The following is a 14924-nucleotide window of genomic DNA, read 5'->3' as shown; positions in this document are numbered from 1 at the left end:
AGCACGAACGGAGCTGTTTGATGTCACGACGCTCTAAGAGCTTCCGGGAGACACGCATGAAATCGTTCGCAAGCCTGATCGCGCTGGCGCTCGTCGCCACCCCCGCCATCGCGTCGGAGCGCCCGACCTGGACCGCCGACAACGGCAACGGCACCTACACCAACCCGTTGTTCTACGACGAGTTCTCCGACCCCGACATGATCCGCGTCGGCGACGATTTCTACCTGACCGGCACGACCATGCACGCCATGCCCGGCCTGCCGATCCTCCATTCGAAGGACATGGTGAACTGGGATTTCGTCGGCTACGCGCTCGACACGCTCGATCTCGGCCCGGCATACCGGCTGGAGGACGGCAAGAATATCTACGGCCAGGGCATCTGGGCGCCGAGCTTCCGTTATCACGACGGCACCTTCTACATCTTCAGCAACGTCAACCACGCGATGACGCAGATGTTCACCGCCAAATCCCCCAAGGGGCCGTGGACGCGCACGCCGATGAAGCGGACCTTCCACGATCTGTCGGTGCTGTTCGATGACGACGGCAAGGCGTACGTCGTCTGGGGCTATCAGGAACTCCACCTCGCGCAGCTCGACGCCAGCCTGACGGACATCGTGCCGGGCAGCGAGCGGATCATCACGCAGAAGGGCACCGGGCTTGGCGAAGGCTCGCACTTCTACAAGTTCGGCAAGACCTATTACATCACCACCGCCGAATATTCCGGCAGCTTCCGCATGCCCGCCGCGCGCGCCACATCGCCGCTCGGGCCGTGGGAAATCAACCCGTCGATCAGCGAGCATGAGGATTTCGGCCTCGCCAAGGGCTATCACCTGCGCGGCAACAAGGATCTGGCGACGATCCTGCCGCCCGACCCGAAACTGCGCGATGCGATGTCGATGCATCAGGGCGGCATCATCCAGACCCCGAAGGGTGACTGGTGGGGCTGGTCGATGTTCGAGGGCAATTCGGTCGGCCGGCTGACCGCGCTGTCGCCGGTGACGTGGAAGGACGGCTGGCCCTATTTCGGCCTGCCCGGCAATCTCGGCCGAAGCCCGCGCACCTGGGTAAAGCCGATCGCTTCGGCGGCGGCGCCGCGCGCACCCTATCAGCGCAGCGACAGCTTCGACGGCGCGCTCGCCAATGTCTGGGAATGGAACCACGTCCCCGATCCGGCACGCTGGTCGCTGACCGAGCGGCCCGGCTCGCTGCGGCTTCACACCGCCCCCGCCAGCGATTTCCTGTCGGCGCGCAACACGCTGACCCAGCGCGCGATCGGCCCGCAATCGACCATCACCGCCGAACTCGATGCGAGCGGGCTCGCAGTAGGTGACGTTGCTGGACTGGCGTTGCTCAACCGCCCTTATGCATGGCTTGGCGTCGAACGTGGCGCGAACGGTCTGAGCATCGTGCGTTTCGACGAAAACGGCGGCCGCATCGCGAGCGCACCGGTTCGCGCGTCACACCTGTGGCTGCGCGCGGCGTGCGATTTCGATACCGAGCAGGCGCGCTTCAGCTATTCGACCGATGGCACCCATTTCACCGATCTCGGCCCCGATTTCACGACGGTCTATCAGTTGCTAACCTTCCAGGGCGTCCGCTCCGGGCTGTTCGCCTATAACCAGCACAGCGCGGCGGGTGGTTTCGCCGATTTCGCCAGCGTCGGCGTTACCGAAGGCCGGCCCGAAAGCCGCCCGACGATCCCCTTTGGCAAGAGCATCACGCTGCGCCCGCTCGGTTCGGATCGCACCGCCGCGCTGTTGCAGGCGCCGTTGCTGGTTGCCGACCGGAAGCTCGGTCGGGTGGCGTTGCTCAGCGGCCGCAAAGCGCTGACGGTAGCGGCGGACGGCGCGGTGTCGCTGCAACCGGTGCGCGCCGATTCACCGGGACAGAGCTTCCAGTGGATGGAAAGCCTCAGCGGCGGCGCGGTGCTGATGTCGCTCGCCACCAGCCGCTATCTCCATGTCGATCCCGCCACCGGCGCGCTTCGCGCCGACAGCCCGGGGCCAACCGCCGACAACGCCGATCTGGCGCGCTTCCGTATCCTGCCCTGACGACGAGGTCTCCCGATGAAACGCCTTGCCTGCACCGTCGCCGCGCTGCTGCTGTCGACTGCGACGCCCGCGCTTGCCGCCGACGCGCCGCTGATCGTCCGCGTAGAAGCAACCAAGCCTGGCCCCAGAATCGACCGCGACGTGTTCGGCCAGTTCGCCGAGCATCTCGGCACCGGCATCTATGGCGGCATCTGGGTCGGCAAGGCCTCGGCGATCCCCAACGTGCGCGGCATCCGCAGCGATGTCGTGCGCGCTTTGCGCGCGCTGAAGGTGCCCAACGTGCGCTGGCCGGGCGGCTGCTTCGCCGACGAATATCACTGGCGCGACGGCATCGGCCCGCAGACGAAGCGCACCGTCACGGTCAATGCGAACTGGGGCGGCGTGCCCGAGCCGAACAGCTTCGGCACCGAGGAATATATGGATTTCCTCGGCCAGATCGGCGCCGAGGCCTATGTCTCGGTCAACGTCGGCTCGGGCACCGTCGAAGAGTCGAGCAGGTGGCTCGAATATATGACCACCGACCAGCCGACCACGCTCGCCAAGGAGCGCGCCGCCAACGGCCATCCGGCACCCTATAAGGTCAAGTACCTCGGCCTCGGCAACGAGAATTGGGGTTGCGGCGGCGCGATGTCGCCCGATCATTATGTCGAACAAATGAAGCTGTTCAGCCATTTCTCGCGCAACGGCAATCCGGCGCAAAAGACCACCGACCAGATGAAGCGGATCGCGGTCGGTTGGGATGCCGACAAGGGCGATTATACCGAAGCGGTGATGAAGGCGTGGGCCAGCAAGGCGTGGAGCTGGGACATCGAGGGCGTGTCGCTGCACAGCTACAGCGTCGGCGGGTGGCCGCCGCGCATGGCGAGCACGGGCTTCGGCGAGGACGATTACGCGCGGCTGCTCAAGGAGACGCGCGGCATGGACGATCTGATCGTCAAGCAATCGGCGATCATGGACCGCTACGATCCGGGCAAGAAGATCGCGCTGGTAGTTGACGAATGGGGCGCGTGGCTGGCGCCGACGCCGGGCAGCAACCCCGGCTTCCTGCAACAGCAGAATTCGCTTCGTGACGCGATCCTCGCCGCGATCAACCTCAACATCTTCATGCGCCATGCCGATCGCGTGCGCGTCGCCAATATCGCGCAGATGATCAACGTGTTGCAGGCGATGATCCTGACCGACGGGCCGAAGATGGTGCTGACGCCGACCTACCACGTCTACCGGATGTACCTGCCGTTCCAGGACGCCACCTACGTGCCGCTCGCCTACAGTTCGGCCACCTATACGCATGGCACCATCAGCATGCCGCAGGTCGATGCCGTCGCGGCGCGCGATACCGGCGGTCAGCTCTGGGTGTCGGCGACCAACGTCGATCCGAACCGCCCGGCGGAGATCGTCCTCGACGTGGCCGGCGCCAGCGTCTCGCAGGGCAGCGGGCAGGTTCTGACCGCGCCACGGGTCGATAGCGTCAACAGCTTCGCCGCGCCCGACACAGTGGCCCCCGCCCCGATCACCGCGACACAGACCGCCAAGGGGCTGCGCATCGTGCTGCCGCCCAAATCGGTCGCGGTGCTGGCGCTGCGATAACGCTATCGCAGGCGGCCGGCGCGCGCCGTCAGCCGCCGCGCAGCCACCGCATCACCTGCGCGCGGATGCGGCCGTAATTGCCTTGCGCAAGCGGGCCGAGCGCGCCGTGCTTCGCCTCGGGCAGATGCGCGAGCGGATGGCCTCGGCCGCGGAACACATAATGGTCGAAATAGGCACGCCACGCCGCGCGCTCGCGCTCGGGCCGCTCGGAGATCGCGATCATCGCGAGCAGCAGGCTCGTATAGGGCGCGTCGGAGCCGCTTGCGAATTCATCCCACCAGAAATTGACCAGCATGTTGAACGGCGCGGTCGCCTCGACCGAATGCCACCACAGCTTTGGGAGGTAGAGAACGTCGCCGGGTTCGAGATCGACGGTGATGGCCCGCCCCCGCGCGGTCGCGAAGCGCGGGTAGCGCGGATCGTCAGGCGCCGCGCCGGCGGCGAGGCTGGTCGGCTGGCCCGCCATCGTGAAGTCGATCGGCCCGACATAAAGATCGCCGATCGCGTCGGGCGGATACAGCGTGAAGCGCCGCCGCCCGGCCACGACACAGGCGAAATTATCGAACGTGTCGTAATGGCAGGCGACGCTCGAGGCGGTGCCGATCCAGACATGCTGCCGCACCGCCGCATCGGGCAGCGCGGCGAGCCGATGCTCACGCTCGAAACCGGGTAGAAAGGCCTCGACCGGCAGCGAACCGACATAGATCGACGCGTCACCGGGCGTATCCGCCGCCGCGCCGATCCGCGCGAGCGCCGCGCCGAGCGGCATCGCCTCGCGAACGAAGTTGAAGCCGTCGAGATCGGCCGCATAATCATAGCGTCCGGCGATGCCGGCATCGCCGACGAACGCCTCAGCGACCTGCCCCGAATCGAAATCCCCCAGGCACGCGAACAGCGCCTGGCGCGACTCGGCGGCGGCCCGCGTCGCCGGCCACTCGCCGCACAGCCCGCGCAGGACGACCGGCTCGCACGCCGGCGCGATCCCGGCGAGGAACGTCGCGCGGTCGAGCGGGCCGTCTCGTTCGATCACGCGGCCTCGGCCAGCCGATCGTTGTGGAGCCGCGCCAGCCGCGGCACATGCTGGAGCGAGCCGATCACGGCATACGCGGGTTGCAACCAGCCGCGCCGGAACAGATCGAGCGCGGCGGCATCGTCGAGCGCACCGAGCGCATCGCGACTGATCGTGTACAGACCCTCAAGCGCGAGCTGCTCGCCGTCATCGAAGCGGAACGTCATGTCGATCGGCTCGATCAGCTTGAGGTCGAGGCAGGCGCGGATGAACTGGTCGGTCGCGTCCAGCCCGACGCTCAGTTGCGCGAGCGCGCGCTGCACGCGGCGCAGCGGCTCGTCGGGCTTGCCCTCCCAATCGAATACCGGCTTACCGTCCGCCCCGCCGAAACGCGGATGATCGCGGTCGATGACGATCGAGTCGTCGGACACGTAGAAGCCCTCGCGCTCGACATCGAACAGCCGCTCCGCGTCGATGCGGTCGCGCGAGTCGGCGAACAACGGCTGGCCGGGTTTGAAGCCGAGCATCGCGCCCGCGAAGAAGGCGCCGGTCTCGGCATTCTTGGTGAACAGGATCGGGAACCGCGCGGCCGCCGCTTCGAATTCGGCGGCGACGACCTGAACGAACAGCCGTGTGTCGACTGACGGTGCGGCGATGCTCAGCGTGGCATGGACCTGGCTGTTGAGAACTTCCCACGTGGGCACGTCACCCGTCTCCCTATATCATTATATCGCTATCGCCCCGCTCGCGATTCGCCCGCTCGGCGGCATCCCTCGGTCTGCGTGGTATCGCTGCATAAACGGCGTGCCGCCCCCGGCCAAGCCATCGGTCGCGCTTTATGTGCTCCTACAAAAAGCGCTTGCAGAACGATTCTGGTAGCGTTACCACCACGACACAGACGGAGTTGATTCCACAGCCGGGCGGATGATCCGGCCAGGATGCGGCTTCGAATGGGGTGAACCCCGCTTTCGCCAACGATGCGACAGCGGCAATGCCGACGAAAAACTTTTTCAAGGAGGGGAGTGCTGTGAAACCATCAATCACATTCATGTCCGCACGTGGCCGCAAGTTCGGCTTTATCGGTGCGTCGAGCCTGATCGCGCTAACGATCGCCAACCCGGCCGCTGCGCAGACCGCGACCACCACGACGGACGCCGCCACCCAGGCCGCACCGGCGACCGATCCGACAAACGGCCCCAGCTCGAGCCGGCCTGTCGATGAGACCCAGGACATCATCGTCACCGGTCTGCGCGGCTCGCTCCAGCGCAACCTCGACATCAAGCGCACGTCGTCGGGCGTCGTCGACGCGATCTCGGCAGAAGATATCGGCAAATTCCCGGATTCGAACGTCGCGGCCTCGCTTCAGCGCCTCCCCGGCGTGTCGATCCAGCGCAACGGCGCGCGCGGTGAGCCGACCGGCATCACCGTGCGCGGCTTCGGCGGCGACTTCAACACCACGCTGTATGACGGCCGTCGCATCTCGACCGGTACCGGCGGACGCCAGATCGACTTCTCGACCGTCGGTTCGGACTTCATCGGCGGGCTGAGCGTCTACAAGACGCCTGATGTCGCGGTGTCGTCGAACTCGATCGGCGCGACCGTCGATATCGCATTCCCCAAGCCGTTCGATCACCCCGGTTTCCGCATCGCGGGTAGCGCCTCGGGTTCGATCCAGGATCGTGCCGGCAAGGTCGTCCCGACCGGTGGCCTGCTGATCAGCGATACGTTCGCCAACGATACGCTCGGCGTCCTCGCCGACGCGATCTACACGCGCCACGATACTACCACGAACCGGGTTTTCGTATCAGGTTGGCCGGGCGGTTTTTACGCGCCGTGCCAGCTCGCTGGCAGCACCGCTGCGACCTGCAATCCCTCCGATCCCGGCACGGCAGGGGCCGGCCCGTCGGACATCAAGAGCGTCGTCGGCTTCTTCCCGCAGCAATATGGCTATGAGCAGAGCTACACCAAGGACGAGCGTGTCGATGCGCGCATCGCGCTGCAGTGGCACCCATCCGAAAACGTGATGCTGACGGTCGATGACAATTTCTCGCGTCAAACGATCACGACGGACGCCTATGGCGTCGGCATGTGGTTCAACCAGGGCGCCCTGCGCAACGTCACGCTCGACAAGAACGGCCAGGCGACCAATTTCGTTCAGGCCGGCACGCCGACCGATTTCACCTCGGCAATCAACAAGCAGGTGCTTCAGACCAACCAGATCGGCGGTAATCTGAAATGGGATGCGACCGAGCATCTCAACATCGACGCCGACGTCAGCTACGGCCAGAGCTGGCTCAATCCGGATGGCAACATCGGTTCGCAGAACGGCGATATCGGCTACGGCGGCAATCTCGGCACGCTGACCGGGCTGTCGATCACCGGCAACAGCAACAACGCCTTCCCATCGCTGACCAGCTACGGCCCGAACGGCAATCAGGCGGACTATGCCAACACCGGGCTGATCGGCTCGCACGTCACCGTCAACCAGACGCAGAAGAACACCGACCGCCTCAAGCAGGGCCGTCTGACCGCGACCTGGAAGCAGGACGACCTGACCCTCAAGGTGGGCGGTCAGTTCATCGACGATACATTCGAGTTCCAGAACGCGAGCACCTTCACCAACAACTTCTGGCAAGCCTATTCCGGCTACGGCGGCCCTTCGGGCCAGGGCGGTGGCATCAGCCCGCTGCCAGCCAACCTGTATCAGGGATCGATCAGCACCAACGGCTTCATCCCCGGCTTTAAGGGGTCACTGCCTCCCTCGATCTTCATGTACAGCCCGGTCGCTTACCAAAACTTCCTGACCGGCCTCGGCAATCCACAAGCAAAAAATATCCCGGGCTTCAACTATTCGCAGGTCCCCGGCTTTACCGGCACCTTTGATCAGAAGGTCGATCCGGGCAGCATCCAACGCATCAACGAACAGACCTGGTCTCTGTTCTTCAGCGCGTCGTTCCAGACTGAAGTGGCGGGCATGCCGTTCCACCTCAACGCTGGTGTGCGTAACGAGAATACGCATCTGACCTCGACAGGCCAGGGTCGCCTGCCGCTGGTGCTGAACACCAGCACTACCGACAAAACGCTGTTGTCGATCCCGGACCCTACGGGCTACACTGCAGTGCAGAACATCACTACACGCAGCAACTACTCGTATTTGCTGCCGAGCATGGACGCCAAGCTCGAACTAACCGATAAGCTGATCCTGCGTGTCGATGCTTCGCGAACGCTCACCCGTCCGGGCCTTAGCCTTCTCACGCCGGTGTTGAGCGTCGGCAGCGGCCAGCGCGTCGGGGCACTGACGGCGAGCGGCGGCAACCCCAATCTGAAACCGTATCTGTCGGACAACTTCGATGCCGCGTTGGAATGGTATTACCAGCGCAACTCGTACTTCTCGGTCGATTTCTTCCTTAAAAACGTCAGCAACTTCATCGTCGGTGGCGTGACTCGGCAGACGATCAACGGCGTGATCGATCCTACGACCGGCCAACCCGCGAGCTTCGCGGTGACGGCACGAGTCAACGGCCCGGACGCGACGGTGCGCGGCGTCGAAGTGGCATGGCAGCAGGTGTTCGGCGACAGCGGCTTCGGCTTCAACGCCAACGCCACCTTCGTCGGCACCAACAAGCCGTATGACCAGGCCGACATCTCGCAGACCGGCTTCGCGGTGACGGGCTTGGCCAACTCGGCGAACTTCGTCGGTTTCTATGACAAGAACGGCTTCCAGTTCCGTGCTGCGGTCAACTGGCGCGATGAATATCTGCTCCAGTTCGGGCAGAACCAGAATACCGGGTCGTTCGGCGCCGAACCAACCTTCGTCAATGCCCAGACGCAGATCGATCTCAGCAGCAGCTACGACATCACGCCACACTTCAGCGTGTTCGGTGAGATCACCAACGTCAACAACGCGCAGCAGAGCACGCACGGGCGGTTCAAGAACCAGATGCTCGACGTGTGGGATTATGGTCGCCGCTTCACCTTCGGCGCCCACTTCCGCTTCTGATCTTCCTCAACCTCGGGGGCGCCTTCCCGGCGCCCCCGTTTTTTTGGTATCGGAAGATCATGCAGCCTATCAGAAACATCGTGATCGTCGGCGGCGGCACGGCCGGCTGGCTTGCCGCGGGCGTGATCGCCGCGAAACATCAGGGGCGGATGCCGGCGGACTTCACCGTCACTTTGGTCGAATCCCCCACCACCCCGATCATCGGCGTGGGCGAAGGCACCTGGCCGACGCTGCGCACGACATTGTCCAAGATGGGCGTGTCCGAAACCGATTTCTTCCGCGAATGCCACGCGTCGTTCAAGCAGGGCGCACGCTTCGCCCGCTGGACCACCGGCGAGGTGGACGAAGGCTATTACCACCCGTTGATGCTGCCGCAGGGCTTCCAGCGCGTGAACATGGCCGCCCACTGGCTCGCCGACGGCCATGACCAGAGTTTTTGCGACGCCGTCACCCCGCAGGGTTTGTTGTGCGACGACGGCCTCGCGCCGAAGACGATCGCCACCCCGGAATTCGACGCGGTCGCCAATTACGCCTATCACCTCGATGCCGGCAAATTCGCCGGCTTCCTCCAGCGCCACTGCACCGCCAAGCTCGGCGTGCGCCACGTCCTCGCCGACGTCACCAGCGTCAACCAGGCCGAGAATGGCGACATCACCAGCGTCGTCACCGAGCAAGCGGGCGAAATCGCTGGCGATCTGTTCGTCGATTGCACCGGCTTCGCTGCGCTGCTGATCGGCAAGGCCCTCGGCGTGCCCTTCAAGAGCTGCGCCGACGTGCTGTTCTGCGACACCGCGCTCGCCATACAGGTGCCGTATGAAAGCGAGGACAGTCCGATCGCCTCGCACACCATCTCGACCGCGCAATCGGCCGGGTGGATTTGGGACATCGGCCTGCCCAGCCGGCGCGGCACGGGCCACGTCTATTCGAGCAGCCACATCTCCGACGAAGATGCCGAGCGCGAGCTCCGCGCCTATCTCGGCCCCGTCGGCGCGACCGCCGACGTGCGCAAGATCAAGATCCGTTCGGGCCACCGCGAGACGTTCTGGAAGAACAATGTCGTCGCGGTCGGGCTGGCGGCCGGGTTCCTCGAACCGCTCGAGGCCTCGGCGATCGTGCTGATCGAAATGTCGGCCAAGCTGATCGCCGAGCAGATGCCGGTGTGCCGCGAGGTGATGGACATCATCGCCGCGCGTTTCAACGCCACCACGCATTATCGCTGGGGGCGGATCATCGATTTCCTCAAGCTGCATTACGTGCTGACCAAGCGCACCGACAGCGACTTCTGGCGCGACAATGTCCGCGCCGACACGATCCCCGATCGGCTCCGCGACCTGCTGACGCTGTGGAAATACCAGCCGCCCTGGTTCCACGACGAGTTCGACCGGGTCGATGAAGTGTTCCCGGCGGCGAGCTATCAGTACGTGCTCTACGGCATGCAGTTCGGCACCGAAGTGTCGCGCGAGGCGCTCTCCGCCGAGGCGCGGATCGCCGAGCAGACCCGGCGCGAGGCGGCGGTGCAAACCCAGCGGCTGCGCGCGGGCCTGCCGCGCCACCGCGACCTAATCCGCAAGATCATCGACCACGGGCTTCCTGCGATCTGATTCCCCTATCCCCCCCAAGTGAGGTATTTCATGGCATCGTCCTTCCCGTTCGCCAAGGCGGTCCTGCTGCTCGGCGCCAGCCTCGCCGCCGTCACCGCGCAGGCGCAGACGGCACCTGCCGCCGGCCCCGCCTCCTCCGGCGATGTCCGTGCCGAGGCCGACCGGATGGCGGCGGCGATGGTCGCGCGCATGACGCTCGACGAGAAGGTCGGTCAGCTTCTCAACGTCGCCCCTGCGATCCCGCGTCTCGGGGTGCCGGCCTACAATTGGTGGACCGAATCGCTGCACGGCGCGATCGGCACCTTGCCGACCACCAACTTCCCCGAACCGATCGGCCTCGCCGCCACGTTCGACACGCCGCTGGTGCATGAGGTCGCCGGCACGATCAGCACCGAAGTCCGCGCGCTCCACACGCTTGGCCGCCAGACCGGGCGGCTCGGGCGGATCGGCACGGGGCTCGATACCTGGTCGCCCAACATCAACATCTTCCGCGATCCGCGCTGGGGGCGTGGCCAGGAAACCTACGGCGAAGACCCGTATCTCACCGCGCATATGGGCGTCGCCTTCGTCACCGGCATGCAGGGGCCGAACCCCGATCTGCCCGCCGTGATCGCCACGCCCAAGCACTTCGCGGTCCACAGCGGCCCCGAATCGACTCGCCACGCGGCCAACGTCTTCGTCTCGCCGCACGATCTCGAGGATACCTACCTCCCCGCCTTCCGCGCGGCGATCGTCGAGGGTCAGGCCGGCTCGATCATGTGCGCGTACAACCGCATCGACGGCCAGCCAGCCTGCGCCAACGACCTGCTGCTCAAGGACCATCTGCGCGGCGCGTGGGGCTTCAAGGGCTATGTCGTGTCGGATTGCGACGCGGTGAAGGACATCAGCGACAACCACAAATACGCGCCCGACGGTGCATCGGCGGTGGCGGCGGCGATCAAGGTCGGCGTCGACAACGAATGCCACACGCGCACACTCAACGACACCGCCGGTCTCGGCGATCGCTACCATGAAGCGTTGCGGCGCGGGCTGATCTCGGAAGGCGATGTCGATCGCACGCTCGTCCGGCTGTTCTCGGCGCGCTACCGCAATGGCGATCTGTCCGGCCTCAGCGCGCGCACCCCGAGCGTCGTGCCGGTCTCGCAGATCGACACGCCCGAGCATCGCGCGCTCGCGCTGACCGCGTCCGAAAAGAGCCTCGTGCTGCTCAAGAACACCGGCATTTTGCCGCTCAAGCCCGGCTTGCGGATCGCCGTGATCGGGCCGCTCGGCGATGCCACCCGCGTGCTGCGCGGCAATTACTCGTCGGAACTGTCGGCGCCGCCGATCTCGATCGTGGACGGACTGAAGCAGGCGCTGCCCGGCGCGACCGTGACCTTGGTTCCGTTCGGCCGGTCGTTCACCGATGGCGACCGCGTGCCGACCACGGCTCTCCGCGCGCCAGACGGCAAACCCGGCCTGCTCGCGCGCTATTACAACCCGGTCGAGACGCCGCCGAAATATTTCGCGCCGGATACGTTCAAGGACGTGACCAAGGCGATGCGCTTCTCGACCAAGCCGGTCGTCACGCGCGTCGAGGCCGGCGTCTCGGGCGCCAATCTCGATCTCGCCAAGGTTTCGGATCACCACCGGACCGTCTGGACCGGATTCCTGGTGCCGCCAGCGAGCGGCACCTACCGGCTCGGCATGAACGGCTCGGGGAGCCTCATGTTCGACGGCAAGCCATTCGTCGATGTCGCGGGCGCCTATGGCAGCCTGGGTACGTTCAAGGACGTGACGCTGGAGGCGGGCCACCGCTATCCGGTCACCGTCACCACCGACGCGCATGTCGGCGGCGGGGTCGATCTGGTGTGGAAGCGTATCTCGACCAACCCCGACGCGGATCTGCGCGCCGCCGCCGCCAATGCCGACGTTCTGGTCGCCGCGGTCGGCCTCACCTCGGATCTCGAAGCCGAGGAAACCCCGGTCAAGGTGCCGGGCTTCGAAGGGGGCGACAAGACCACGCTCGATCTGCCGGCCGATCAGCAGGCGCTGCTCGAAGCCGCCAAGGCGACCGGCAAGCCGATCGTCGTCGTCGCGATGAACGGCAGCCCGATCAACCTCGCCTGGGCAAAGGACAATGCCGCCGCGATTCTGGAGGCATGGTATCCGGGTGAAGCCGGCGGTCTCGCGGTCGGCAACGTGCTGTCGGGCAAGGTCAATCCGGCCGGCCGTCTGCCGCTGACCTTCTACAAGAGCATCGCCGATCTGCCGCCGTTCGGCGATTATGCGATGAAGGGGCGGACCTATCGCTACTTCACCGGCACGCCGGTGTATCCGTTCGGCTATGGCCTCAGCTACACCAGCTTCGCCTACGCCCCGCTCGACGTGACACCGGCGGCGGGCGGTGCCGAACAGGGCCTGCGCGTGACGACCGAGGTGAGCAACACCGGCAAGCGCGCCGGTGACGAGGTCGCTCAGCTCTATCTGACCTTCCCCGACGTGCCCGGTGCGCCGAAGATCGCGCTGCGCGGCTATCAGCGCGTGACGCTCGCGCCCGGCGAGAAGCGTCAGGTGACGTTCGATCTCAGCCCGCGTGATCTCAGCGCGGTCACCGCCGATGGCACGCGGCAGGTGATGGCAGGCCAATACCGGGTCAGCGTCGGTTCGGGCCAGCCGGGAACGGACGTGCCGGTGCGCTCGGCGAGCTTCAAGGCAGCGCAGTCCGCGCCGCTGCCGCTGTAAGGGAGAGACGATGCTCCGCACCATCGCGGCCGGCGCCAGCCTGCTCGCGCTCGCCACGCCGGCGCTCGCCGCGCCGAAACTCGACGGGCTGATCGGCGATCATGCCGTCGTCCAGCGTGGCAAGCCGGTCGTGGTGACCGGCACCGCCACGCCGGGCGAGCCGGTGACATTGGTTCTGGCCGGCCACAGCGCGCAGGCCCGCGCGGGCCGCGACGGTGTGTTCAGCGCCACCCTGCCCGCGCTCCCCGCCGGCGGACCTTATGACCTGTCGGTGATCGCGCCGAGTGGCACCACGCAAGTCCACGATCTGCTCGTCGGTGACGTCTTCCTGTGCTCGGGCCAGAGCAACATGGAATTGCCGGTCGAGCGCGCGCAGGATGCCGGCAGCGCGATCCACGCGCCGGTCGACGACCAGCTTCGCCTCGTCACCATCGCCAAGGCGACCGCGCCGGTCGCGCAGGATCATCTCGCGCAGCAGCCGGCATGGGCGTCGGCGGGTCCGCTCACCACCGGCGGCTTCTCGGCGGCATGTTTCTACATGGCGCAGGAGCTGCGCAAGACCGCCAAGGTGCCGATCGGCGCGATCCATTCCAGCTGGGGCGGCTCGTCGATCTCGGCGTGGATGGGCGACGCTGCGCAACGCGCCGCCGGGCGCGGCGCGCAAGCCGATCTGCTCAAGCTCTACGCGCGCGACCCCGCCGCCGCGATGCGCAGCGCCAATGCGACATGGGAAGCATGGTGGCGCGAACAGAGCGGCGACATGCCCGGTCATGAGCCGTGGCAGCCCGATGCCGCGCTCGACTGGCAGCCGGTGCCGCGCGTCGATTTCTACGAGAATTGGGGCGTGCCCGCGCTCCAGACCTATCTCGGCATGTTGTGGTATCAAAAAACCGTCGATCTGACGGCGGAGCAAGCCAAACAGGTCGCGATGATCGCGATCGGCCCGGCGGATGATGCCGACCGGGTGTGGATCAACGGCAAGCCGGTCGGCGGGCGCGGCGGCTGGGATGCGCGCGTCTATACCGTACCGGCGGGCACGCTCGTCGCGGGGCGCAACGTCATCACCATCAACATCGAGAACGCTTACGCGACCGGCGGGCTGCCCGGCCCGGCCGAGGCGATGAAGCTGAGCTTCGCCGATGGCGGCACCGTGCCGATCGGCGAAGGCTGGCGCTATGCGGTGGCCAAGAAGGCGGGCGGCACTTCGCCACGCGTGCCGTGGGACGACATCACCGGCGCGGGGACGATCTACAATGCGATGATCGCCCCGCTCGGCGGCATCGGACTGGCTGGCGTCGCCTGGTATCAGGGCGAATCGGACACCGACATTCCCGGCTATGCCGACCGCATGAAGGCGCTGATCGCCGACTGGCGCGGGCAGTTCGGCGCGCCCGCGCTGCCGTTCGCGATCGTCTCGCTCGCAGGGTTCGGCAAACCGGCGGTCGCACCCGGCGAAAGCGGCTGGGCGCGCGTGCGCGACGACCAGCGCCGCGTCGCCGAAACCGATGGCCATACCGCGCTCGCGCTGGCGATCGACCTCGGCGATCCGCTCGATATCCATCCGGGCGAGAAGCACGAGGTCGGTCGGCGGCTCGCGCGCGCGATGAGCAGCCTCGCCTATGGCGCGACCCCACCGCCCTCCGGCCCGCAGGTTGCGAGCGTTACGCGCGCCGCGAATGGCGGTGCGAGCGTGACGTTCAAGGGCGTGGTCGGCGCGCTGCACACCCGCAGCGCCGCGCAGGCGACCGGCTTCGAACTGTGCGCGGCGGCGGCCGGCTCATGCCGCTACGCCGCCGCGACGGTGGACGGTAATCGCGTGATGCTGGCGGGCGACGGCCAACCGGTCGCGCGCGTGCGCTATGCATGGGCCGACTTCCCGGTGGTCAATCTCGTCGATGATGCCGCGCTGCCCGCCGGCCCGTTCGCGATGGCGGTACAATAGGCACTGTTTA

General features: G+C 66.3%; 8 protein-coding genes. 6 read left to right on the top strand and 2 right to left on the bottom strand.

Annotation, left to right across the window (positions count from 1 at the left end):
• The first annotated feature begins 56 nt into the window (after positions 1 to 56).
• Positions 57 to 2051, top strand: coding sequence for a glycoside hydrolase family 43 protein (locus J0A91_RS09580; protein WP_069204728.1), 1995 nt, complete (start codon positions 57 to 59; stop codon positions 2049 to 2051).
• A gap of 15 nt (positions 2052 to 2066) precedes the next feature.
• Complete coding sequence (locus tag J0A91_RS09575; protein WP_069204727.1) at positions 2067 to 3638, top strand: alpha-N-arabinofuranosidase; 1572 nt, start codon at positions 2067 to 2069, stop codon at positions 3636 to 3638.
• A gap of 28 nt (positions 3639 to 3666) precedes the next feature.
• On the opposite strand, the gene J0A91_RS09570 is transcribed toward J0A91_RS09575, so the two are convergent.
• Entirely contained in the window at positions 3667 to 4668 is a 1002-nt protein-coding gene (locus J0A91_RS09570; protein ID WP_150126872.1) for a cupin-like domain-containing protein, read from the bottom strand.
• Complete coding sequence (locus J0A91_RS09565; RefSeq protein ID WP_069204726.1) at positions 4665 to 5351, bottom strand: SapC family protein; 687 nt, start codon at positions 5349 to 5351, stop codon at positions 4665 to 4667. Before J0A91_RS09565 ends, J0A91_RS09570 begins: the two co-directional genes overlap by 4 nt.
• A gap of 344 nt (positions 5352 to 5695) precedes the next feature.
• Between J0A91_RS09565 and J0A91_RS09560 the strand changes: the two genes are divergently transcribed.
• From J0A91_RS09560 to J0A91_RS09545, 4 genes are read left to right on the top strand one after another with little or no spacing between them, the layout of a single operon-like run.
• Positions 5696 to 8647, top strand: coding sequence for a TonB-dependent receptor (locus J0A91_RS09560; protein ID WP_069204725.1), 2952 nt, complete (start codon positions 5696 to 5698; stop codon positions 8645 to 8647).
• 59 nt (positions 8648 to 8706) lie between these two features.
• Positions 8707 to 10248, top strand: coding sequence for a tryptophan halogenase family protein (locus tag J0A91_RS09555; RefSeq protein ID WP_069204724.1), 1542 nt, complete (start codon positions 8707 to 8709; stop codon positions 10246 to 10248).
• Between the two features lie 30 nt (positions 10249 to 10278).
• Positions 10279 to 12972 (top strand): glycoside hydrolase family 3 C-terminal domain-containing protein, encoded by a 2694-nt coding sequence (locus J0A91_RS09550; RefSeq protein WP_069204723.1) that lies wholly within the window; start codon positions 10279 to 10281, stop codon positions 12970 to 12972.
• A gap of 10 nt (positions 12973 to 12982) precedes the next feature.
• Positions 12983 to 14914 (top strand): sialate O-acetylesterase, encoded by a 1932-nt coding sequence (locus J0A91_RS09545; protein ID WP_069204722.1) that lies wholly within the window; start codon positions 12983 to 12985, stop codon positions 14912 to 14914.
• Positions 14915 to 14924 lie beyond the last annotated feature (10 nt).

This window comes from Sphingomonas panacis, from assembly GCF_001717955.1.
GTDB classification, from domain to species: domain Bacteria; phylum Pseudomonadota; class Alphaproteobacteria; order Sphingomonadales; family Sphingomonadaceae; genus Sphingomonas; species Sphingomonas panacis.
Note: the sequence above shows the minus strand (reverse complement) of the source record. Positions and strands in the feature narration are given on the sequence as shown.